This is a genomic window from Pseudonocardia lacus (assembly GCF_018531445.1).
GTDB lineage: Bacteria > Actinomycetota > Actinomycetes > Mycobacteriales > Pseudonocardiaceae > Pseudonocardia > Pseudonocardia lacus.
This window is the reverse complement of sequence record NZ_JAHDTH010000076.1, coordinates 1-19,753: the sequence shown is the minus strand read 5'-3', so window position 1 is coordinate 19,753 and position 19,753 is coordinate 1. Positions and strand designations below refer to the sequence as shown.

General features: G+C 75.2%; 18 protein-coding genes. 10 read left to right on the top strand and 8 right to left on the bottom strand.

Going from position 1 to position 19,753, the window contains the following annotated elements; translation table 11 throughout:
* Window positions 1–28 precede the first annotated feature (28 nt).
* The gene (locus KIK08_RS41765; protein WP_214404281.1) at window positions 29–1,252 is read left to right on the top strand and encodes a glycosyltransferase; all 1,224 of its coding nucleotides are present in this window, start codon (window positions 29–31) and stop codon (window positions 1,250–1,252) included.
* 340 nt (window positions 1,253–1,592) lie between these two features.
* On the opposite strand, the gene KIK08_RS17700 is transcribed toward KIK08_RS41765, so the two are convergent.
* Genes KIK08_RS17700 through KIK08_RS17685 form a run of 4 tightly spaced genes read right to left on the bottom strand, consistent with a single transcriptional unit; the run spans window position 1,593 to window position 5,978 of the window.
* On the bottom strand, window positions 1,593–2,756 hold the full coding sequence (locus tag KIK08_RS17700) for an acyl-CoA dehydrogenase family protein (protein ID WP_214404280.1): 1,164 nt from the start codon (window positions 2,754–2,756) through the stop codon (window positions 1,593–1,595).
* A gap of 12 nt (window positions 2,757–2,768) precedes the next feature.
* Complete coding sequence (locus KIK08_RS17695; RefSeq protein ID WP_214404279.1) at window positions 2,769–3,806, bottom strand: zinc-binding dehydrogenase; 1,038 nt, start codon at window positions 3,804–3,806, stop codon at window positions 2,769–2,771.
* Entirely contained in the window at window positions 3,806–5,017 is a 1,212-nt protein-coding gene (locus KIK08_RS17690) for an LLM class flavin-dependent oxidoreductase (protein WP_214404278.1), read from the bottom strand. The genes KIK08_RS17695 and KIK08_RS17690 overlap by 1 nt, the downstream gene beginning before the upstream one ends.
* Window position 5,018: 1 nt before the next feature.
* Entirely contained in the window at window positions 5,019–5,978 is a 960-nt protein-coding gene (locus KIK08_RS17685; RefSeq protein WP_214404277.1) for an alpha/beta fold hydrolase, read from the bottom strand.
* 101 nt (window positions 5,979–6,079) lie between these two features.
* Here KIK08_RS17685 and KIK08_RS17680 point away from each other — a divergent pair, with 101 nt between their 5' ends.
* Window positions 6,080–6,673: a TetR family transcriptional regulator gene (locus KIK08_RS17680; protein WP_214404276.1), complete on the top strand. Its 594-nt coding sequence runs from the start codon at window positions 6,080–6,082 to the stop codon at window positions 6,671–6,673.
* A gap of 7 nt (window positions 6,674–6,680) precedes the next feature.
* Here the strand turns inward: KIK08_RS17680 and KIK08_RS17675 are convergent, their stop codons facing one another.
* Window positions 6,681–7,475, bottom strand: a complete 795-nt coding sequence (locus KIK08_RS17675; protein WP_214404275.1) for an enoyl-CoA hydratase/isomerase family protein — start codon at window positions 7,473–7,475, stop codon at window positions 6,681–6,683.
* A gap of 220 nt (window positions 7,476–7,695) precedes the next feature.
* Here KIK08_RS17675 and KIK08_RS17670 point away from each other — a divergent pair, with 220 nt between their 5' ends.
* The 6 genes from KIK08_RS17670 (at window position 7,696) to KIK08_RS17645 (ending at window position 14,608) form a co-directional block, all read left to right on the top strand.
* Entirely contained in the window at window positions 7,696–8,325 is a 630-nt protein-coding gene (locus tag KIK08_RS17670) for a TetR/AcrR family transcriptional regulator (RefSeq protein ID WP_214404274.1), read from the top strand.
* 10 nt (window positions 8,326–8,335) lie between these two features.
* Window positions 8,336–9,748: a phosphotransferase family protein gene (locus KIK08_RS17665; RefSeq protein WP_214404273.1), complete on the top strand. Its 1,413-nt coding sequence runs from the start codon at window positions 8,336–8,338 to the stop codon at window positions 9,746–9,748.
* A 42-nt stretch (window positions 9,749–9,790) separates the two neighbouring features.
* Window positions 9,791–11,347, top strand: coding sequence for a class I adenylate-forming enzyme family protein (locus tag KIK08_RS17660; RefSeq protein WP_214404272.1), 1,557 nt, complete (start codon window positions 9,791–9,793; stop codon window positions 11,345–11,347).
* Window positions 11,344–12,117, top strand: coding sequence for an enoyl-CoA hydratase/isomerase family protein (locus KIK08_RS17655; RefSeq protein WP_214404271.1), 774 nt, complete (start codon window positions 11,344–11,346; stop codon window positions 12,115–12,117). The genes KIK08_RS17660 and KIK08_RS17655 overlap by 4 nt, the downstream gene beginning before the upstream one ends.
* 100 nt (window positions 12,118–12,217) lie before the next feature.
* Complete coding sequence (locus KIK08_RS17650) at window positions 12,218–13,135, top strand: TIGR03564 family F420-dependent LLM class oxidoreductase (RefSeq protein WP_214404270.1); 918 nt, start codon at window positions 12,218–12,220, stop codon at window positions 13,133–13,135.
* A 141-nt stretch (window positions 13,136–13,276) separates the two neighbouring features.
* Window positions 13,277–14,608: an MFS transporter gene (locus tag KIK08_RS17645; protein WP_250557237.1), complete on the top strand. Its 1,332-nt coding sequence runs from the start codon at window positions 13,277–13,279 to the stop codon at window positions 14,606–14,608.
* A 21-nt stretch (window positions 14,609–14,629) separates the two neighbouring features.
* Here the strand turns inward: KIK08_RS17645 and KIK08_RS17640 are convergent, their stop codons facing one another.
* Together KIK08_RS17640 and KIK08_RS17635 are read right to left on the bottom strand one after the other, a co-directional pair.
* The gene (locus KIK08_RS17640) at window positions 14,630–16,162 is read right to left on the bottom strand and encodes a GGDEF domain-containing protein (protein WP_214404268.1); all 1,533 of its coding nucleotides are present in this window, start codon (window positions 16,160–16,162) and stop codon (window positions 14,630–14,632) included.
* A 122-nt stretch (window positions 16,163–16,284) separates the two neighbouring features.
* On the bottom strand, window positions 16,285–16,710 hold the full coding sequence (locus KIK08_RS17635) for a MarR family winged helix-turn-helix transcriptional regulator (protein ID WP_214404267.1): 426 nt from the start codon (window positions 16,708–16,710) through the stop codon (window positions 16,285–16,287).
* A 113-nt stretch (window positions 16,711–16,823) separates the two neighbouring features.
* On the opposite strand from KIK08_RS17635, the gene KIK08_RS17630 reads away from it, so the two are divergent.
* Both KIK08_RS17630 and KIK08_RS17625 read left to right on the top strand, forming a co-directional pair.
* A complete protein-coding gene (locus tag KIK08_RS17630; RefSeq protein WP_214404266.1) occupies window positions 16,824–17,732 on the top strand; it encodes an SDR family oxidoreductase in 909 nt (302 codons plus the stop codon).
* Window positions 17,733–17,836: 104 nt separating this feature from the next.
* Window positions 17,837–19,171: an FAD-binding oxidoreductase gene (locus KIK08_RS17625; protein ID WP_214404265.1), complete on the top strand. Its 1,335-nt coding sequence runs from the start codon at window positions 17,837–17,839 to the stop codon at window positions 19,169–19,171.
* Between the two features lie 22 nt (window positions 19,172–19,193).
* Here KIK08_RS17625 and KIK08_RS17620 read toward each other — a convergent pair.
* A partial coding sequence (locus KIK08_RS17620; RefSeq protein ID WP_214404264.1) for a hypothetical protein occupies window positions 19,194–19,753 on the bottom strand: 560 nt, incomplete at its 5' end.

Genomic DNA, 19,753 nt, shown 5'->3' with positions numbered 1-19,753 from the left:
GCGTGATCGTCCCGATACGGTCGGCGGAGTGCGCATCCTCGTCGTGGCCGTCGGGTCCCGCGGGGACGTCGTCCCCTACACCGGGCTCGGCGTCCGGCTGCAGCGGGAGGGGCACGCGGTCACCATCGCCGCGCACCCCTCCTACGCGGCCCTGGTGGCGGAGGCCGGCCTGGGGTTCCACCCGCTGCCCGGTGACCTCGGCGTGCTGCTCGACCTGCCCGAGCGCTCGACCCCGGCCTACCAGGCCCGCCGCGTGCCCCGGCTGACCGAGCTGCTGCGCCTGGCCGCGCTAGGCACCGTCGAGGCCGCGGCCTCGACGGACCTGCTGCTGGTCAACGGCTCGGCGCCGTTCGGCTACGACGTCGCCGAGGCGTTCGGGCTGCCCAGCGCCGGGCTCCACTGCCAACCGATGACGCCGACCGGCGACTTCCCGCCGATCGTGCTGCACTCGGCCCGCTCGTGGGGCCGCCGCGGCAACCGGCTGCTCGGTGAGCTGGGCCTGCGCAGCATGATCCCGTTCCACCGGGCCACCGCGCAGCTGCGCCGCGAGCTGTGCCTCCCGCGCCGCTCGGTCGGCGAGACCGCCGCCGAGCAGGCCCGCGCGGGCTGGCCGATCCTGCACGGGCACAGCCCGGCGGTGCTGCGCCGCCCGCCGGACTGGCGCCCAGGCCTCGACGTCGTGGGGTACTGGTGGCCACCGGAGCGGGACTGGCAGCCGCCCGCCGAGCTCACCGCCTTCCTCGACGCCGGCCCGCCGCCGGTCTTCGTCTCCTTCGGCAGCATGGCCGGCGGGCACGGCGCGCGGCTGGGCCCGATCGTCGCTGCCGCGTTGCGCCGGGCCGGCGTGCGGGGCATCGTCCAGGCCGGCCGGGCGGGGCTGCGGGTCGACGCGCCCGACGTGCTGGAGGTCGGCGACGTGCCCCACGAGTGGCTCTTCGAGCGGGTCGCCGCGGTGGTCCACCACGCCGGAGCGGGGACGACCGCGGCGACCCTGCGCGCCGGCGTGCCCTCGGTGCCCACCCCGGTCTTCGCCGACCAGCCGCTGTGGTCGCGCCGGCTGGTGGAGCTGGGCTGCGCGCCGACCGTGCTGCCGTTCCGCAGGCTGGACGTCCCCCGGCTCGCGACCGCACTGGCCGCGGCCGTCGGGGACCCGCGCCACCGGGACGCGGCGCGGTCGCTGTCAGCAGCGGTCCGGGCCGACGACGGCGCGGCCGCGGTGGTGGCGCTCGTGCGGCGCATCGCCGACCGCTGACCCGACCCGCCGCGCGGACCGGTGAGCGGGGCGGTCCGTCATGTGATCAGGCCGTCTTGCAGACCTGGCGGGGTCGTCGCAGCCCGCCGGCGCGCTGCGAGAACCCAGCCCGCGCTGCGACACCCACGCGGCGCTGCGAGGCCCGCCCCCTCGCCCCGCTCTGCCGGCCGCGGAGCGGCCCGGAGCCGCCGACCAGGAGGAGCGGATGGGCCGGGTGTTGGGCTCCGGCGCGGTCACCGGGTGGCTGGTGCACGCCGTGGCACGCTGACCGGAACCGGTGGACGGTGCACACCGCCGCGCCACGCTGCGACGACGGCGTGCACCCGCTCGGTGCCGCTCCCTAGTCGGCGGGCCAGCGCGGCTCGGCCGCCGGGTCGATGCCCAGCGCCGCCTTCCCGATCGTCTCCACCGCGACGTCGTTGGACGGCGGGTGGAACTGCCCGGCCCGCACGTCGCGGTAGTAGCGCTCCAGCGGCAGCTTCCGGAAGATGCCGTGCCCGCCGACCATCCGCACGCAGCGGTCGACGGCGGCGTCGGCCGCGTTCACCGAGACGTACTTGAGGGCCTGGATGTCGGAGGGGGCCAGGATCTCGCCCGCGGCCCGACGGCTGATCACGTCGTTGACCATCGCCTCGGCCGGGCGCAGCAGCAGCTCGACCTCCGCGGCGCCGGCGACCTGCGCGGGCTGGCGCGCCATCGGCAGCGACGCCCCGGTGACGGTGCGCCCGGTGACGTAGTCGTAGGCGAACCGCGCGGCGCTGCGCGCGATGCCCAGGTAGACCGCGGCGATCGAGACCGCGAACCAGGCGAAGGTGCGCTCCTGGGCGGCGTCCCACACCGGCGGGGCGCTGGGGTCGCTGCCGCGCTGGACGGCGGCGTCGGGCACGAAGACGTCCTCGAAGACGACGTCCCACGAGCCGGTGCCGCGCATCGCCATGGTGTCCCAGGTGTCGACGAACTTCAGCCCGGGGGTGTCGCGGCCCAGCCCGAACAGCAGCAGCCGGCCGGTCTCGGTGTCGGCCGCGGTGCCCCAGAAGAACTGCAGCACCGGGGCCAGCGAGCAGAACGACTTGCGGCCCTTGATCAGGTAGCCGCCCTCGACGGGCTGCGCGGGGGTCGACGAGGTGCGCACGTTGAGGCCGGTGGCGGCGTCGGTGAGGCTGCCGCCGACCACGACCCCGGCGGCGACCATCCGGAAGATCGGCTCGGCGGCGCGCTCGCCGCCGTTCCAGCCCTCGGCGGCCGCGCCGACCCCGAACAGGTGCATGTTGGTGGCCAGCGCCGTCGACGCGCAGGCGCCGGCGATGATCTTCTGGCAGGCGGCGAAGGTGGCCAGGTCGGCACCGCCGCCACCGAGCTCGGTGGGCACCACCGAGCTGAGGTAGCCCACCTCCTTCATCCGCTCGATGTTCTCGAACGGGAAGCGCGCCTCCCGGTCCACCTCGGCCGCACGGGGCGCGAACTCCTCGGCCAGCTGGGTGGCCACCTTGATCCACTCGGTCATCTCAGCTCCGGCTCACGGCTCGACGATGATCTTGCAGTGCTCTTCGGGGTCGCCGAGCGCCTCGAACGCCCACGGCACGCGGTCCAGCCCGACCCGGGCCGTGACCAGCGGGGCCACGTCGATCTCGCCCTCGGCGATCGAGCGCAGCGACGCGGCGAACTCCTCTGGCGTGTAGCCGAGGACGAACTGGAGGTTGAGCTCCTTGCTGATGCCGAAGTACGGGTTGACCGTGTCGGCGTTCATGCAGACCCCGACGACCACCACGCGCGACTGCGCCGGGGCGCAGCGCAGGATGTCGTCGAGGATGCCGGGCACGCCGATCGCCTCGAACACCACGACCGGCGCGGCCGAGCCTGCCCGGGCCCACGCCGTCTCCTCGCGGGGGTCGACGACGTCGGTGGCGCCCAGCCCGGTGGCCAGTGCCCGGCGGGCGGGGGAGAAGTCGGCGGCCACGATCGACCGCACGCCGCGCACCTTCAGCGCCCCGATCACCGCCAGCCCGACCGGGCCGCAGCCCAGCACCACGGCCTTCTGCCCGGCCTCGATGCCCGAGCGGTTGACCGCGTGCAGGCCCACCGCCATGGGCTCGGTGAGCGCCGCGTGGTGGGCGGGCAGGCCGTTGGGCACCTCCTGCAGCAGCGGGGCGGACAGCACGATCCGCTCGCCGTACCCGCCCTTGACGCGGTTCGAGTAGACGATCGCGTCGATCCCGGAGCCGTCCGGGCGGGGCAGGATCGGGAACGCGGTGACCAGCGTCCCGGCCGGCGGGGCGGTCGTGCCCGGCCCGGCCTCGATGACCTCGCCGGCGAACTCGTGGCCCATGTAGACGTCGTGGGCCAGGTCGAGCTCGTCGCCGCCGCCAAGGCGCGGCACGCCTTCCATGCGCTTGCCCAGCGCGAGCATGTCGGCGCCGTGCTTGGCGAAGTGCAGGTCGGAGCCGCAGATCCCGCACGCCTTGACCTGCACGAGCACCTGGCCCGGCCCGGGCACGGGCTCCTCGACGTCCTCGCGGACGAGGATCTGCCCGGAGTTCAGCACCGCGGCCCGCATCAGGCCTGCCCCTGCTGCTCGGTCGCGGGCGGCGCGGCCTGCTCCGCGGCGTGGCTCTTGATCGCGTTGATGACCGCCTCGCCGGCCCGACCGAAGATCTGCTCGCGCTTGCCGACCGCCCAGTCGTGGGAGGCCTTCGGCGCGGCCAGCCGGCCCTTGAAGTGCGGGATCACGTGCCGGGCGAACAGCCGGTACGACTCGATGGTCGCCGCCGGGGAGGCCCAGTCGTGGCCGAGCTGCAGGAACGTGCCGAACCCCCCGGACTGGGCGAGCAGCTTGTCGATGTAGGCGATGGCGTCGTCCGGGGTGCCGATCAGGGCCCGGCCGCTGTCGGCGTACTGGCGGATGAACTCGGCGTCGGAGACCTCGCCATCGCCACCGTCGGACAGCGGGACGAATCCGGCACCACCGCCGAAGTAGTTCGCGAAGTCCCGCAGGCCGTACTTGCAGTCCTCGATGGCCTGCTCGCGGGTGGGAGCCAGGTGCATCTGGCCGAGCACGCGCCAGCTGGCGCGGTCCGGCGCGGGCCGGCCGGCCTTGGCCGCCTGCTCCTCGACGATGCCCCAGGCGTTGCCGATCGCGGCGAAGCCCTCGGCGGCCGCCGACATCGACAGCGACAGCAGCGACGCGCCGTACTGGCCGGCCAGCCGCGGCCCGGACGGCGACACCATCGCCGCGACCGCGATCTCCGGGTGCGGCCACTGGTAGGGGCGAAGCTGCAGGCGTGCCTCGCGCATGGTGAACCAGTCGGTCTCCCGGGTGACCGGCTCCTCGCTGGTGAACAGCGCGGTCACCGCCTCCAGCGCCTCCTCGTGGCGGCGGCGCTGCTCGACCGGGTCGATGCCCATCGTGAAGGCGTCGGTGGGCAGCGCGCCCGGACCGGTGCCGAAGATGATCCGGCCGCGGGTGAGGTGGTCGAGCAGGCAGATCCGGTCGGCCAGCAGCCACGGGTGGTGGTAGGGCATCGAGACGACGCCGGTGCCGAGCCGGATGTTCCTGGTGCGCTGCGCCGCGGCGGCGATGAAGATCTCCGGGCTGCCGATCAGCTCGTAGCCCCCGGAGTGGTGCTCGCCCACCCAGGCCTCGTCGAAGCCGAAGCGGTCGAGCGCCTCGATGCGCTCCAGGTCGTACTCCAGGGCCAGGGTCGGGTCCTGGCCGTAGGGGTGGAACGGCGCGTAGAAGACGCCGAAGTTCAGCGGACGCTCGCTCATGTCACTTCCCCCAACCGATGCCGCGCAGCCAGTCCAGCAGCGCGGTGTTCACCTCGTCGGCCTTCTCCTGCTGGACCCAGTGCCCCGCGTCGTCGACCAGCACGGTGCCGCGGAAGTCGGTGAGCCACTCGGCCTGCCGATCGGGCGGGGCCAGGGTGAGCACCGGGTCCAGCGCGCCGCCGATGAACAGGCTGGGCGCGGTCACCTTCGCGCCCGCCAGCTGCGGGGTCGTCTCCCAGTTGCGGTCGAAGTTGCGGTACCAGTTCAGCCCGCCGGTGAACCCGGTGCGGGTGAACTCGCCGATGTAGAAGTCCAGCTCCTGCTGGCTGAGCCAGCCCGGCAGGCCGTCGGGCTCGGGGAACCGGTCGGCGAAGCCGCGGCCGTCGTCGGCGTTCGCGTCGCCGGGGACGACCCGGTCGGTGCGCACGCTGGTGAGCAGCCTGCGCATCACCTTGGCGGCGTCGGCATCGAGCTCGGCGTCGGCGACCCCGGGCTCCTGGAAGTAGAGGATGTAGAAGAAGTGGCCGGCGAAGACCTGGCGCCACAGCTGCGTGGGCGGGGCCGGCGGGCGCGGGCTGAACGGCACGCTCATGCCGCACACCCCGGCGACGCGCTCGGGGTGCAGCAGCGCGGTCTGCCAGACCACCATCGAGCCCCAGTCGTGCCCGACGAACACCGCCTTCTCGGCCCCGATGTCGTCGAGCAGGCCGATGAGGTCGTCGCTGAGGTGGGTGATGTCGTAGTCGCTGATCGCCTCCGGCCGCGAGCTGCGCCCGTAGCCGCGCTGGTCGGGCGCGAGCACCCGGTAGCCCGCCGCGCCCAGCGCCGGCAGCTGGTGGCGCCACGAGTACGCCAGCTCGGGGAACCCGTGGGACAGGATCACCGGTGGCCCGTCCTGCGGGCCGTCCTCGAGCACGTGCAGTTCGACCCCGTTCACGGCGACCTTGCGCTCAGCGGCCACGGTGCCACCTTCCTGGTAACGGACGTTGCCAGGAACCTAAGGTATGGTCACGCGCGTTGCCAAGACTTGACGAGACGAACAGGCCGGCCCGCTGGGCTGGCGTGCCCGCGGCCGACCGGGTGGCCGAGCGGCGCGCCCTGCTGCTCGACGCGGGTCTCGAACTGCTGGGCACCCTCGGGTTGGCGGGCACGACCGTGCGTGGCGTGTGTGCCGCGGCCCGGCTGAACGCCCGCTACTTCTACGAGAGCTTCGCCGACATCGACGCCCTGGTCGTGGCGGTGTTCGACCGGGTGGTCGACGAGCTGCGCGAAGCCGGCGAGGCCGCCGTGCAGGCGGCCGGCACCGATCCGGTGGCCAGGGTGCGGGCGCTCGTCGGGGCCACCGTCGAGTTCGTCGACACCGACCGCCGCCGGGCCCGGGTGCTCTACGTCGAGGGCCGCGGCAACGAGGGGCTGACGCACCGGCGGGTGGAGTCGGGCTCGCTGATCGCCGGGATGATCGCGGCCGAGGCCGGCGGCGAGGAGCCCGGCGTCGCGCACCGGATGGTGGGCGCGTTCGTCGTCGGCGGGTTCAGCGAGCTGCTCGTGCGCTGGCTGGCCGGCGAGATCCCGGTCGAGCGCGACCAGCTCGTGCACGACACCGCGGAGCTGTTCCTCGCGCTCGGGCGGGCCGGCGCCCGCCTCGCCAACCCCTGACCGCCGGTCAGCGGCCGGTGAACTGCGCGGGCCGGCGCTCCAGGAAGGCGGCGACGCCCTCGGCGTGGTCGGCGGAGGCGAAGCACTCGGCCAGCGCGGCGCCGGTGGCCCGGACGTGCTCGGGCAGGTCGCGGGCGAGCCCGTCGAGCGCGAGCTGCTTGGTCCGGGCGACCGCGAACGGCGAGGACGCGGCGATGCGGGCGGCCAGCTCGGCCGCGGCGGCGGGCAGCTCCTCCGGCGTCACGACGGCCGTGGCGAAGCCGAGGGCCAGCGCCTCCCGGGCGCCGAGGTCCTCGCCGGTGTAGAGCAGCCGGAGCGCGGGGCCCAGCCCGATCTGGCGGGGCAGCAGCCAGGTGCCCGCGCCGGTGTCGCTGACCAGCCCGCGGTGCACGAAGTTCCACCGGAACCGCGCCCGGTCGGAGACGATCCGCAGGTCGGCCTGGGTGGCGAACTCCGCGCCCATGCCCACGGCCATCCCGTCGACCGCCGCGACGACCGGCTTGGGGCAGCCGACCAGCAGCGGGATGCGCCCGCCCCGCTCGTCGGTCGGGCCGCCGTCGCCGCCGGGGCGGCCGCGCTCGTCGGGGGAGCGCCCGGCGAGGTCGGCGAGGTCGATGCCGGAGCAGAAGCTGCCCGGCACGCCGGTCACCAGCAGCACGCGCACGTCCGGGTCGGCGCCCGCCCTGGCCACGGCCTCGCCGAACTCGCCGAGCATCGCGTAGGTCATCGCGCCGCGCTTCTCCGGGCGGTCGATCGTCACGGTCGCGACGCCGTCGGCCCGGTCGTAGCGGATCTCACGCATCTGCCGCCTCCTCTTCCCCGTGGCCCGGGGGCGGTGCCATGCTAGCTGAACGATCGTTTAGGAGGGTCCGTGGATTTCCCGCTTCCGACGGAGCAGCGGTACCTCCCGGAAGGGGGCCGACCGGGGCCGGCGACGACCGGTGACCTCCGGGCCGGGCGCGCCCGAGTAGCGTGGCGTGCCCGCCGGACCCGGTCCGGGGGTGCGGACGGGAGGTGGCCGGGTGGCGAGCGCGGCAGATCCGGCACCGGCCCCGGCCGGCGAGACGGCGATCCTGCAGGCGGCGATCGCGGTCATGGCCGAGCACGGCTACCACGGCACGTCCGTGCGCGACATCGCCGTGCGGGCCGGGATGAGCCCCGGCGCGCTCTACCACCACTTCACCTCCAAGCAGGAGGTGCTGGCCACGATCATGGAGCGGGGCATCAAGGCCCTGCTCAGTCGCACCCGCTCGGCGCTGGACGGGGCCGGCGACGACCCGGCCGACCGGCTGCGGGCGCTGGTCGCGGTGCAGGTGCTGTTCCACCTGGAGGACCAGCGCGGCACGCTGCTGGGCACCAGCGAGGTGCGGGCGCTGCAGGAGCCGGTGCGCGCCCGGCACCTGGCCAAGCGGGCCGAGCAGCAGCGGATGTTCGACGCGGTGGTGGGCGAGGGCGTCGAGCGGGGCGTGTTCACGACGCCGCTGGCGGCGGAGGCCTCGCGGGCGATCGTGGTCATGTGCACCGGGGTGGCGGCGTGGTTCTCGCCGTCCGGGCGGCTGAGCCGCCACGAGGTCGTGCAGCGCTACCAGCGGCTGGCCCTGGACATGGTCGGTGGGCCCGTCCCGGACGGCACGAGGAACGGCATGCACTGAGGGGGCGGCGATGACGGCGCACCAGATCGACGGCGCTCCGCGCGCCGACCCGGCCGACGCGGCCGACCCGGCGGTGCTCGCGGAGCTGCTGGCCGCCCGGCTGGCCGAGGTACTCGGCGCCGACGTGCGCGTCGTCGACCTGCGCCGGCTCACCGGTGGGGCCAGCCGCGAGACGTGGTCGTTCACCGCCGAACCCGCGGACGGCGCGCCGCGCCGGCTCGTGCTGCGCCGCGACCCGCCCGGGTTCGGCCGCCCGGAGGGGATGGCGCTGGAGGCGGCCGCGATCGGGGCGACCGGTGCCGCGGGCGTCGCGGTGCCGCGGCTGGTCGACTCGGGGACCGACCCCGCCGTGGTCGGCGCGCCGTACCTGATCACCGAGCACGTCGACGGCGAGACGATCGCCCGGCGGCTGCTGCGCGAGGACCGCTACGCGGGCGCCCGCGCCGGGCTGGCCGCCGAGCTGGGCGCCACCCTGGCCCGCATCCACGCGCTGCCGCTGGAGCAGGTGCCCGGCCTGCCCCGGATCGAGCCGCTGGAGCACCTGCGGGCCTCCTACGACGCGCTCGGCGAGCCGCTGCCGACCATCGAGATCGCGCTGCACTGGCTGGCCGAGCACCGGCCCGAGCCGGTGGCCGAGACCGTGGTCCACGGCGACTTCCGCACCGGCAACCTGATCATCGCCGAGGACGGCCTGCGCGCGGTGCTGGACTGGGAGATCGTGCACCGCGGCGACCCCCGCGAGGACCTGGGCTGGCTGTGCGTGAAGTGCTGGCGGTTCGGCTCGCCGCTGCCGGCCGGCGGCTTCGGCACCGTCGAGCAGTTGCTGGACGGCTACGCCGCGGTGGCGGGCTGGCGCCCTGCCGAGGCGGACGTGCTGTGGTGGCAGGTCTACGGCACCGCGCGCTGGGCCGTGGGTTGTCGCGCGATGGCCGAGCGGCACCTGTCCGGGCAGAGCCGCTCGGTCGAGCTGGCCGCGATCGGGCGGCGGGTGTGCGAGCAGGAGCACGACGTGCTGCTCGCGCTCGGCCTGCCCGCCGAGCCGACCGGTGAACCGACCGGCGAAGCCCTGCCGTGGTCGGACCTGCACGGCCGGCCCACGTCGCCGGAGCTGGTCGCCGCGGTGGCCGAGTTCCTGCGCACCGAGGTCATGGCGGCCACCGACGGCAGGCTCAACTTCCTGTCCCGGGTCGCGGCCAACGCGCTCGACGGCGTCGAGCGCGAGCTGCGGCTCGGCCCCGAACAGGCGGGTCGGCAACGGCGCCGGCTCGCCGCCCTGGCCCGCGCCGACCAGGCCGGGCTGGCGGCGGCGATCCGCTCCGGCGCGCTGGCCGCCGACGACCCGGCGGTGCTGGCCGCGGTGCGCGCCGCGGTGACCGACCGGCTCGCCGTGGCCAACCCCCGCTACCTGCAGCAGCCGGGTTAGGGGCCGGCCCCACCCGTTCGAGTCGACCACCGGAGAAGATCGATGAGGATCAGCGACGTGGTGGCGTTCGCCGCGCGCAGGGCGCCCGACGTGGCGGCGCTGCGCTTCGAGGGACGCTCGTGGACCTACCGGGAGCTGCACGCCGACGTCTGCCGGCTCGCGCACGGCCTGCGCGGCCTGGCCGGGCCCGGCGACCGCGTGGCGGTGCTGACCGAGAACAACCCCGAGTACGTGCTGGCGTACTACGGCGTGCCGCTGGCCGGGATGGCGCTGGTGTTCGTCAACTACCGGCTGGCCTCGCGCGAGGTCGTCGACGTGCTCTCCGACGCCGAACCGACGGTGCTGATCACCGAGCTGAAGTTCCTGGAGACGGCGCGGGCGGTCGCGGAGTCGGTGGGCTCGGTGCGCACGATCGTCTGCGTCGACGGCGACGCTCCGGGCACCACGCCGTTCAGCGCGCTCCTGGACGGCGGCCCGGACACCGAACCCGACCCGCCCGACGACGACACCCCGGCCTGGCTGATCTACACCTCGGGCACCACCGGGCGGGCCAAGGGCGCGGTGCTCACCCACCGCAACGTCGTCGCCGGGGTGCTCAACGCGGCGGTGAGCTGGGGCTACGACGAGGAGGTGTGGCCCGCGGTGTCGCTGTGCCCGTGGCCGCTGTGCCACATCGCCGGCTACGGCGTGCTCGTGGCCCACCTGCACGCCGACACCCTGGTCCTGATGCGCCGCTACGACCCCGAGGGCCTGCTGGCGCTCGTGCAGGAGCACCGGGTGACCTCGACGACCGCGGCCCCGACCATGCTGGCGATGCTGCTGCGCCACCCCGCGTTCGACTCCTACGACACCTCCTCGGTCCGGCGCATCGGCTACGGCTCGGCGCCGATGCCGGTCACCGTGCTGCGCGAGGCGATGCGCCGGTTCCCCAACGCGCAGTTCCAGACCGGGTTCGGCATGACGGAGCTGTCGGGCAACGTGCTGGTGCACAGCGCCGAGGACCACGTCGCCGCGGCCCAGGGGCGCACCGAGCTGCTGGCCTCGGTCGGCAAGCCGATGTCGCTGTCGGCCGTCCGGGTGGTCGACGAGCACGGTGTGGACACCGCGGCCGACGTGGTCGGCGAGCTGGTCGTGCGGGGCGACCAGGTGTGCTCGGGCTACTGGGGCCGTCCCGAGGCCACCGCCGAGGCGCTGCGCGGGGGCTGGTTCCACACCGGCGACCTGGCCAGGCGCGACGCCGAGGGCTACTTCTACATCGTCGACCGCAAGAAGGACATGATCCTGACCGGCGGCGAGAACGTGTACTCCCGCGAGGTCGAGGACGTCCTGCACGAGCACCCGGCGGTGGCGGCGGCGGCCGTCGTCGGCGCCCCGGACGAGGTGTGGGGCGAGCGGGTGGTCGCCGTGCTGGAGCCGGTGGCCGGCGGGTCGATCGACGCCGACGAGGTGCGCGCGTTCTGCCGGGAGCGGCTGGCCGGCTACAAGTGCCCGCGCGAGGTGGTCGTCGTCGACGAGCTGCCCCGCAACACGGTGGGCAAGATCCTGAAGCGGGTGCTGCGCGAGCGGGTCGCGCCCGCGGCCGGAGGAGGAGGGGCATGAGCGAGTACGAGGACATCCGCTACGAGGTGGACGGCCACGTCGGCGTGCTGACGCTGGACCGGCCGGACGTGCACAACGCCCTGCGCCGCCGGACCTACGACGAGCTGACCGAGGTCGTGCGGACCACGACCGCCCGCGTGCTGGTGGTCACCGGTGCCGGGCGCTCGTTCTGCTCGGGCGACGACGTCCGCGAGCTGATGGGCGGCGGCGAGAAGAGCTCCGCGCCGCGGCCGGCGCCCCGGCTGACCCCCGCGGCCGGCGCGCTGCTGGAGTCCGACGTGCCGGTGATCGCGGCGGTGAACGGCCCGGCCGTCGGCTGGGGCATGGAGCTGGCGCTCATGGCCGACCTGCGGGTCGCGGCGCGGCGGGCGAAGTTCGGCGAGCTGTTCGTCAAGCGCGGGCTGTGCAGCGACGTCGCCGGCATCGCCCGGCTCGCCCAGCTGGTGGGCCGCGAGCGGGCCGCCGAGCTGCTGTTCACCGGCGAGGTGATCGACGCCGAGCGGGCCGAGCGGATCGGGCTGGTCGGCCGGGTCGTCGACGACGAGCAGCTGCTGCCGGCGGCGCTGGAGCTGGCCGGGCGGATCGCGGCCAACCCGCCGCTGGCCGTCGCGGCGCTCAAGCGCGGCCTGCGCCGTGCGCTGGACCCCGACTGGACCGACCTGGGCGTGTGGGTGAGCACCACCCTGGGCGAGCTGTTCGCCACCGAGGACCACCGCGAGGGCGTCCGGTCGTTCCTGGAGAAGCGCGAGCCGCACTACGTCGGCCGCTGACCCCCGTCGAGAACGACGTTACGGTTCGTTGGACCGGTCCAAAATCACCACAACCTCGTTCTCGACGGCAAGGCCCCACGAGAGAAGGGACGGTGCCCGGATGCGCATCGGACTGACCGGTTTCGGGACGAGCGTCGAGCAGGTGGTGCGCCAGGCCGAGCGGGCCGAGGCCGACGGCTTCGCCGCGCTCTGGTACCCCAGCGCCGTGCTGGGCGACCCGCTGGTCGCGATGGCGCTGGCCGGGCGGGCCACCTCGACGATCGAGCTGGGCACCGCGGTGCTGCCGAGCTACACCTGCCACCCGGTCCTGCAGGCCGCGCGGGCGAGCGGGACGGCGGCGGCCATCGGCGGCGGGCGGTTCACGCTCGGGATCGGCCCGTCGCACCGGCCGGTCATCGAGGACCGCTACGGGCTGTCGTTCGCGACCCCCGGCCGCCACACCGAGGAGTACGTCGGCGTGCTGGCGCCGCTGCTGCGCGGCGAGGCGGTGTCGGTCGACGGGCCGGAGTACCGGGTGCGGGCCGAGGCGCCCGCGGTGCCCGAGGACGGGCCGGTGCCGCTGCTGCTCGCCGCGCTCGGCCCGCGCCTGCTGCGCGTCGCCGGCCGGCAGGCGGCCGGCACGATCCTCTGGATGGGCAACGCCACCTCGATCGAGAAGCACGTCGCCCCGCGCATCCGCGAGGCGGCCGCGGCGGCCGGGCGCCCGGAGCCGCGGATCGTGGCCGGGCTGCCCGTCGCGGTGCACGACGACGTCGCCGAGGCCCGCGCCGAGGCCGCCTCGGTCTACTCCGTCTACGGCACCCTGCCGAACTACCGGCGCATCCTGGCCCACGGCGGGATCTCCGGCCCGGCCGATGCCGTTCTGGTCGGCGACGAGGTCACCGTCGGCGCGCGCATCCGCGAGCTGTTCGAGGCCGGTGCGACCGACGTCTGGGCGGCGCCGTTCCCGGTCGGCGCCGACCGCGCGGCTTCCCGCAGGCGCACGAGGGCCCTGCTGAAGGAGTTGGCCGCCGGGTGAGGCCCGCTCGTCGGGGCCGGCCGCGGTCGGCGCCGATCGGCCCTTGACTTCCCCGCGTGGGCGGCCAAAATCTGGAAACCGGTTCTAGGATCGGGTCCCAGCTGAGTGGTCCTCGGCACGTCGACGATGACAGGGGTGGCCATGAAGGTGTCCTACGTCCGGTACCTCGACAGCTACCCGACCGGGCGCAGGCGCGCGTTCCTGCTCACCATGGCGGTGCTGGCCAGCCTGATCACCTCCTACGAGGCGGCGATCGCCCCGGTGGTCCCGCTGCTGCTCGAGGACCTGGAGATGTCGCTGCCGACCTACGGCGCGATCTCCGCGGCCGCCGCCGTCGCCGGCGCGATCTCCGGAATCATCGCCGGCCGGATGACCGACAAGGTCGGCCGGGTCAAGCTGCTCGTGCCGGCCATGCTCATCACCGCGCTGCTGTGCTTCGCGATGACGCTGGTGACGACGCCGACCGAGCTGCTGGTGGTGCGGTGCGTGCTGTCGTTCGTCGACGGCATCGCGATCGCCTGCACCGCCCCGCTCGTGCGCGACTTCTCCCCGCGCATGGGCCGCGCCACCGCGTTCGGCTTCTGGACCTGGGGCCCGGTCGGGGCGAACTTCCTGTCCGCGGCCATCGCCGGGGCCACGCTCAACCTGTTCGGCAACTGGCACTCCCAGTTCGTGATCATGGGCGTGGTCTCGATCGTGGTCTCGCTGGTGATCGCGGCCAACATCGCCGAGCTCTCCCCGGCCCTCAAGGCCACCATCCGGCAGACCGAGCTGACCGCCGTGGGCAAGGCCACCGAGTCGCGCGAGCCGCGCATGTCCGACCTGCTGCGCAGCCGCTGCATCTGGGCGCACGTGCTGGGTATCTCGTCCTGGCTGGTCATCTACATCACGCTGCTGGTGTTCGGCCAGACCATGCTCGTCGCCACCTTCGGCGTCACCCCGGCCGAGGCCTCGCAGATCATGACGGTCTTCTGGATCCTCGACATCGTCGTGCTGATCGTGGCCGGCCGGCTGTCCGACCGCACGCAGCTGCGCAAGCCCTTCGCGGCCGTCGGCACCGGGCTCGGCCTGGTCTCCCTCGGCGTGCTGATCTGGTTGACCGGCCACCCCGAGAGCACGTCGACGCTCGGGCTGATGATCACCGGGATGCTGCTGGGCGGCAGCCTGGCGCTGGCCTACGCCCCGTGGATGGCGAACTTCTCGGAGAACGCCGAGGACATCGACCCGCGCCTGCAGGGCACCGCGTGGGGCCTGTTCGCGTTCGTCACCAAGATCATGGCGGTGGTGGTGCTGCTGGTGGCGCCGCTGGTGGTGGCGTCGGTGGGCTGGTACGGCTGGCTGATCGTCTCGCTGGTGTGCCTGGCCGCGTTCGGCGTCGCGATCCTGTTCTTCGAGGGCCCGTGGCGGCGCTCGCAACTGGTCGGCACCGCGGCCGGGGACGCCGTGCTCGCGCCCACCGCCTCGACCGACTGACAGGCCGATCGGAACCCGGCGTCAGTGCTGGTCGATGCGCACGTGGTGCAGGGGAGCGGTCCGGGTCGACCGCTTGCGGGCGTACTTGCGGGTGTACATCCCGTAATCGGCGCGGGCGAGCAGCTCGTCGGCGTCGACCGGGTCGTCGCCCTCCCTGAGCTGCACCGCCCCGGCGCTGATCCGGGCGGTCAGCTGTCGGCCGGCGATGGGGAACGGCGCGTGCAGCGCCTCGGTGATGCGCTCGGCGCAGCGCTCGGCGTCGTCCCCGGACTCCAGCAGCACCGCGAACTCGTCGCCGCCGAGCCGGGCGACGGTGTCGCCAGGGCGGGCCAGCCCGGCGATCCGGTGCGCCACGCCGACCAGCAGCGCGTCGCCCGCGGCGTGCCCGAGCGTGTCGTTGACCAGCTTGAAGTCGTCGAGGTCGAGGAAGACCAACCCGACCGGGCGCCGGTCGCGCCCGTGCAGCTGCAGGGCGTGCTCGAGCCGCTCGCGGAACTTCGTGCGGTTGGCCAGGCCGGTCAGCGCGTCGTGGTGGGCCTGGTGCTCCAGCTGCTCCTCGCGAGCCGCGACGCGCGCGATCAGCGCGGCGTTCTGGCGCAGCGCCAGGTACTGGCGGGCCAGCAGCAGGCCGATCAGCACGAGCGCGGCGAGATTCTCGGCCACCGAGGAGTCCCGCCCGGCCACCTCGCTGCCGCTGGACACGATCAACGCCACCGCGACCGGCACGTAGGGCAGTAGGCCCCCGGACGGCACGATGGCCTGGCGCGTCGTGCGCCGCCTGCGGGCGGGCCCGCCGCGGTCGTCGTCCAGCAGCGCCGCGGCCGCCATGCAGCCGAAGCCGATGTTCCAGGTGACGTCGAGCGCGGTGCCGGGCTCGTAGCCCTCGGTCAGGGTGAGGTACACGAACGCGCTGTCGGCGACGCTGAGCGCGAGCAGGCCCGCGGTCAGCAGCGCCAGCGGCAGGCGGGCCGCCCCGCTCGGCACCCGGGCCATGGTGAGCAGCGCCAGCACGGACACGGCCACGTCGAACACCGGGTACACGATCGACACGACGGAGGCGAGCGGCCGGACCCCCTCGGCCGCGCGGACGGCCGCGCCGAGCGCGGTCACCCAGCTGACCAGCAGCAGCGCCACGCTCGCGGCGAGCCCGTCGAGCACGCTCTGCAGCCGGCGCACGCGTCCCCCGCCCACCGGGAGCAGCAGCAGGCCGACGCACGTCAACGGGCCGAAGCCGAGGAACACCAGGTCGGCCACGGAGGGGAAGGGGTCCTCGCCGTTCGCCTGCAGCCACGTCCAGATCGCCTCGCCGCCGACCCAGCAGCTCAGCGCGGCCCCGAGCGCGGTCCAGGCGTGGCGCCTGCGGCCGGTCGAGCGCGCGGCCCGCCAGAACCCGCACGACGCCGCCATCGCCGAGGTCGCCAGCGCGACGAGGTTGCCGGTCAGCGTCCGGTCCAGCCGGCTCACGTCGGGCAGGAAGAGCGCGCCGACCGCGAGCCCGGTGACGGCGGCGACCGCGAGGAGCGCCGCGACCCTCCTGCTCGCTGGTGCGCCCATCGGGTCGTCCTTTCCGCGCCAGTGGGGATCATCGCCCGCGCCGGCCGGGCAGCGGGATCGCCCGATGGGAGGGCCCCGGGGGCGGACGGGTGGTCCGGCGGCGGCCGGGCTCCGGACGCCGGTCAGGCCGGGTCGTCGACCACCCGGGTGAGCAGGTCGCGCAGGGTGGCCTGCTCGGCGGGGGTGAGCCGGCCCAGGCGCTGTTGCCCGCCGCTGCCGGCCAGCTCGGTGGCGCGGTCGCGGAGCTCCCGGCCCCGCGCGGTCGCGGCGACCAGCTTCGTGCGGCGGTCGGCGGGGGAGGGGGTGCGCTCGACGAGGCCGCGCCGGGCCAGCTCGTCGACGAGCGCGACGACCTGGCTGGGGTCCAGGCCGAGGGTGGCGGCGAGGTCGCGCTGGCTGATCCCGCCCTCCTCGTCGCAGGCCAGGACGAGCACGGAGTAGGGCCGGACCCGCAGGCCGACCTCGGCCAGCGAGTCGTTGGTGGCGCGCACGACCAGGCCGCTGGCGCGGGAGAGCAGGAAGCCGATGTCGTCGGCCAGCGCGGGCATGATTTGTTTGAGCTCCTCAATGATTGACAATGTCTACGTTAGCGTCCTAGCGTCGCCGCGGGAAGTGCCGGGTCGACCATCGGGGGTCCCGGCCCAGCGCGTGAGGAGCCGCCGTGGACCTGTCCGGCAAGGTCGCCATCGTCACCGGCAGCGGGCGGGGGCTGGGTCTGGCCTACGCCACCGACCTGGCCCGCCGCGGGGCCCAGGTCGTGGTCAACGACGTCGACGACGCGGTGGCCGCCGAGGCCGTCGGGACGATCGCGGACGCGGGCGGCACCGCCGTCGCCGAGGTCGTCGCGGTGGGGGGCAGCGAGGCGGCGCAGGCGCTGGTCGACCGCGCGGTCGGCGAGTTCGGCCGGTTGGATGTCCTGGTCAACAACGCCGGCATCCTGCGCGACGCCACGCTGTGGAAGATGACCGACGACGCGTTCGACGCGGTCATCACCACGCACCTGCGCGGCACGTTCACCTGCACCCGCGCCGCCGCGCTGCGGATGCGCGAGCAGGGCGAGGGCGGGCGCATCATCTGCGTCGGCTCGCCGACGGGCCAGGTCGGCAACTTCGGGCAGACCAACTACGCCGCGGCCAAGGCCGGCATCGTCGGCATGGTCCGCACCTGGGCGATGGAGCTGGCCAAGGCCCGGATCACCGCGAACGCGATCGTGCCGGTCGCGGCCACCGGGATGACCGAGACCATCCCGTTCCTCAAGCAGTACATCGATGCCATCAAGGCCGGCGAGCCGCTGCCCCCGTTCGCCCGCCGCGAGTTGGGCTTCGGCGCACCGTCGGACGCCGCCGGGCTGGTCGCGTTCCTCGCCTCGGACGCCGCCGCCGCCATCACCGGGCAGGCGATCGGCATCGGCGGCGACCGGCTCGCGCTGTGGACGCACCCGAGCGAGACCGTCGTCGAGTACGCGGACTCCGGCTGGTCGGCCGACGCCGTCGCGGCGGCGTGGGCGGAGAAGTTCGCGCCGTCGCAGCAGCGCGTGGGCCAGCAGTTCCCGGAGCCGCCCGGCGCGTAGGGGCGGCGGAGGGGGCTCTCAGCGGGTTCTGCGCGGCTTCCCAGCGGTGGGCGGTCAGCTGTGCGGGTCATCAGCACCCGTCACCGTGGTCCTCGGAGGTCCGCATGAGCGTCCCCACCGCGCCGGCACCCGCCGGCTTCAACCCTGGCTTCAACACCGCCACCGCCCACCGCCCCGACCTCGTGGTCCGGGCCGCGTCGCCGGCCGACGTGGTCGACGCGGTCCGGTCGGCCCGGGAGACGGGGCGCAAGGTCGCGGTCGTGGCGACCGGGCACGGGGCCGGGCCGACCGGGCCGGGCACCGTCCTGGTCGACACCTCCGGCCTCGCCGACGTCTCGATCGACCCGGTCGCCCGCACCGCCACCGTCGGCGCGGGCGCCACCTGGCAGCAGGTGCTGGACGCGGCCGCGCCGTTCGGGCTCGGTGGGTTGGCCGGGTCGTCCCCGGGGGTCGGGGTGGTCGGCTACACCCTCGGCGGCGGGTTGGGTCCGGTCGCGCGCACCTTCGGGCTGGCCGTCGACCACGTGCTGGCCCTGGACGTGGTCACCGCCGACGGCGCGGCCCGCCGGGTCGACGCCACCACCGAGCCGGAGCTGTTCTGGGCGATCCGCGGCGGTGGCGCGGCGTTCGGCCTGGTCACCGGGCTGACCATGGGCCTGGTCGGGGTCCGCGAGCTCTACGGGGGCGGGCTGTGGTTCTCCGCCGACGTCGCCCGCACCGTGCTGCACGCCTGGCGCGACTGGGCCGCGACCCTGCCCGACTCGGTCACCACCTCGCTGGCCCGGCTGAACCTGCCGCCGGCGCCGGAGCTGCCCGAGCCGCTGCGCGGGCGCCCGGTCGTGCACGTGCGGGTCGCGCACGTCGGCGACCCGGCCGAGGGGGAGCGGCTGGTGGCGCCGCTGCGGGCCGCGGCCACCCCGCTGCTCGACGGGCTGGGCGTGCTGCCCTACGCCGCGCTCGGCGCCGTCCACGCCGACCCGACCAGCCCCATGCCGGTGCACGAGCGCGGGACGCTGCTCGCCGACCTGCCGCCCGCGGCGGTCGAGGCGTTCGCCGACGTCACCTCGCCCGCCGCCGGCCTGCCGATCGTGATGGCCGAGCTGCGGCTGCTCGGCGGGGCCGTCGGCCGGGCCCCGGCCGTGCCGAGCGCCGCCGCGGGCCGCGACGCGGCCTTCACCCTGTACTCGCTCGGTGTGCTCGCGCCGCCGATCGCCGACGCGGTGCCCGGTGCGGTCGACGCCGTCCTGGACCGGCTGGGGCCGTGGTCGACCGGTGGCGCGATGCCCAACTTCGCCGGTCCGCCGGACGCGGTCGCGAGCACCCGCGTCCGCCGCGCCTTCGGCCCGGACACCGTCGCCCGGCTCGACGCGCTGCGCGCCGCCCTCGACCCGCGCGACCTGTTCGCGCCGGCGGCCCGCTGGACGGGCGCCCGGTCGTGAGCCGCGCCGCTCGGGGGGCCGGTCAGCCGAGCAGCTCCCCGAGTAGCGCGTCGACCTCCCCGCGGCCCAGCTCGCGGCCCCGGGCGCGGTGGTGGGCCAGCTCGGCCGGCCCGAGCGCGTCGCGCACGGCCCGCGCCTCCCGCGGCCCGTCGACGGGGTCCATCCGCTCCGGGTGGAACCCCACCCGTTCGCCGAGCGCGTCGACCGCCCCCAGCAGCACCGCGGCCTCGGCGGCGCGCCCGGTCCCGGCCAGCACCCCGGCCGTCGTGTGCACCAGGACCAGCCAGGACGTGACGTCGCCGTCGGCGCCCAGCGGCTCGCGCATGCGGGCCCCCGCGTCGAGCGCGGCGTCGAGGTCGCCGTCGTCGACGGCGGCCTTCATCAGGGCCCAGGTCGAGGACACCGCAGCCCAGCGGTGCCCGGCCGCCTCGGCGACGTCCACCGCCTCGGCCAGCACCGGCCGCGCCGGCGCCGCCCCGGTGCGGCGCCGGACCATGCCGGCGATCATCAGCGCCTCGGCGCGCACCCACGCCTCGGTGCCGGCGGCGGCCTCGACGGCGGCCTCGGCCGCGGCGAGCGCCT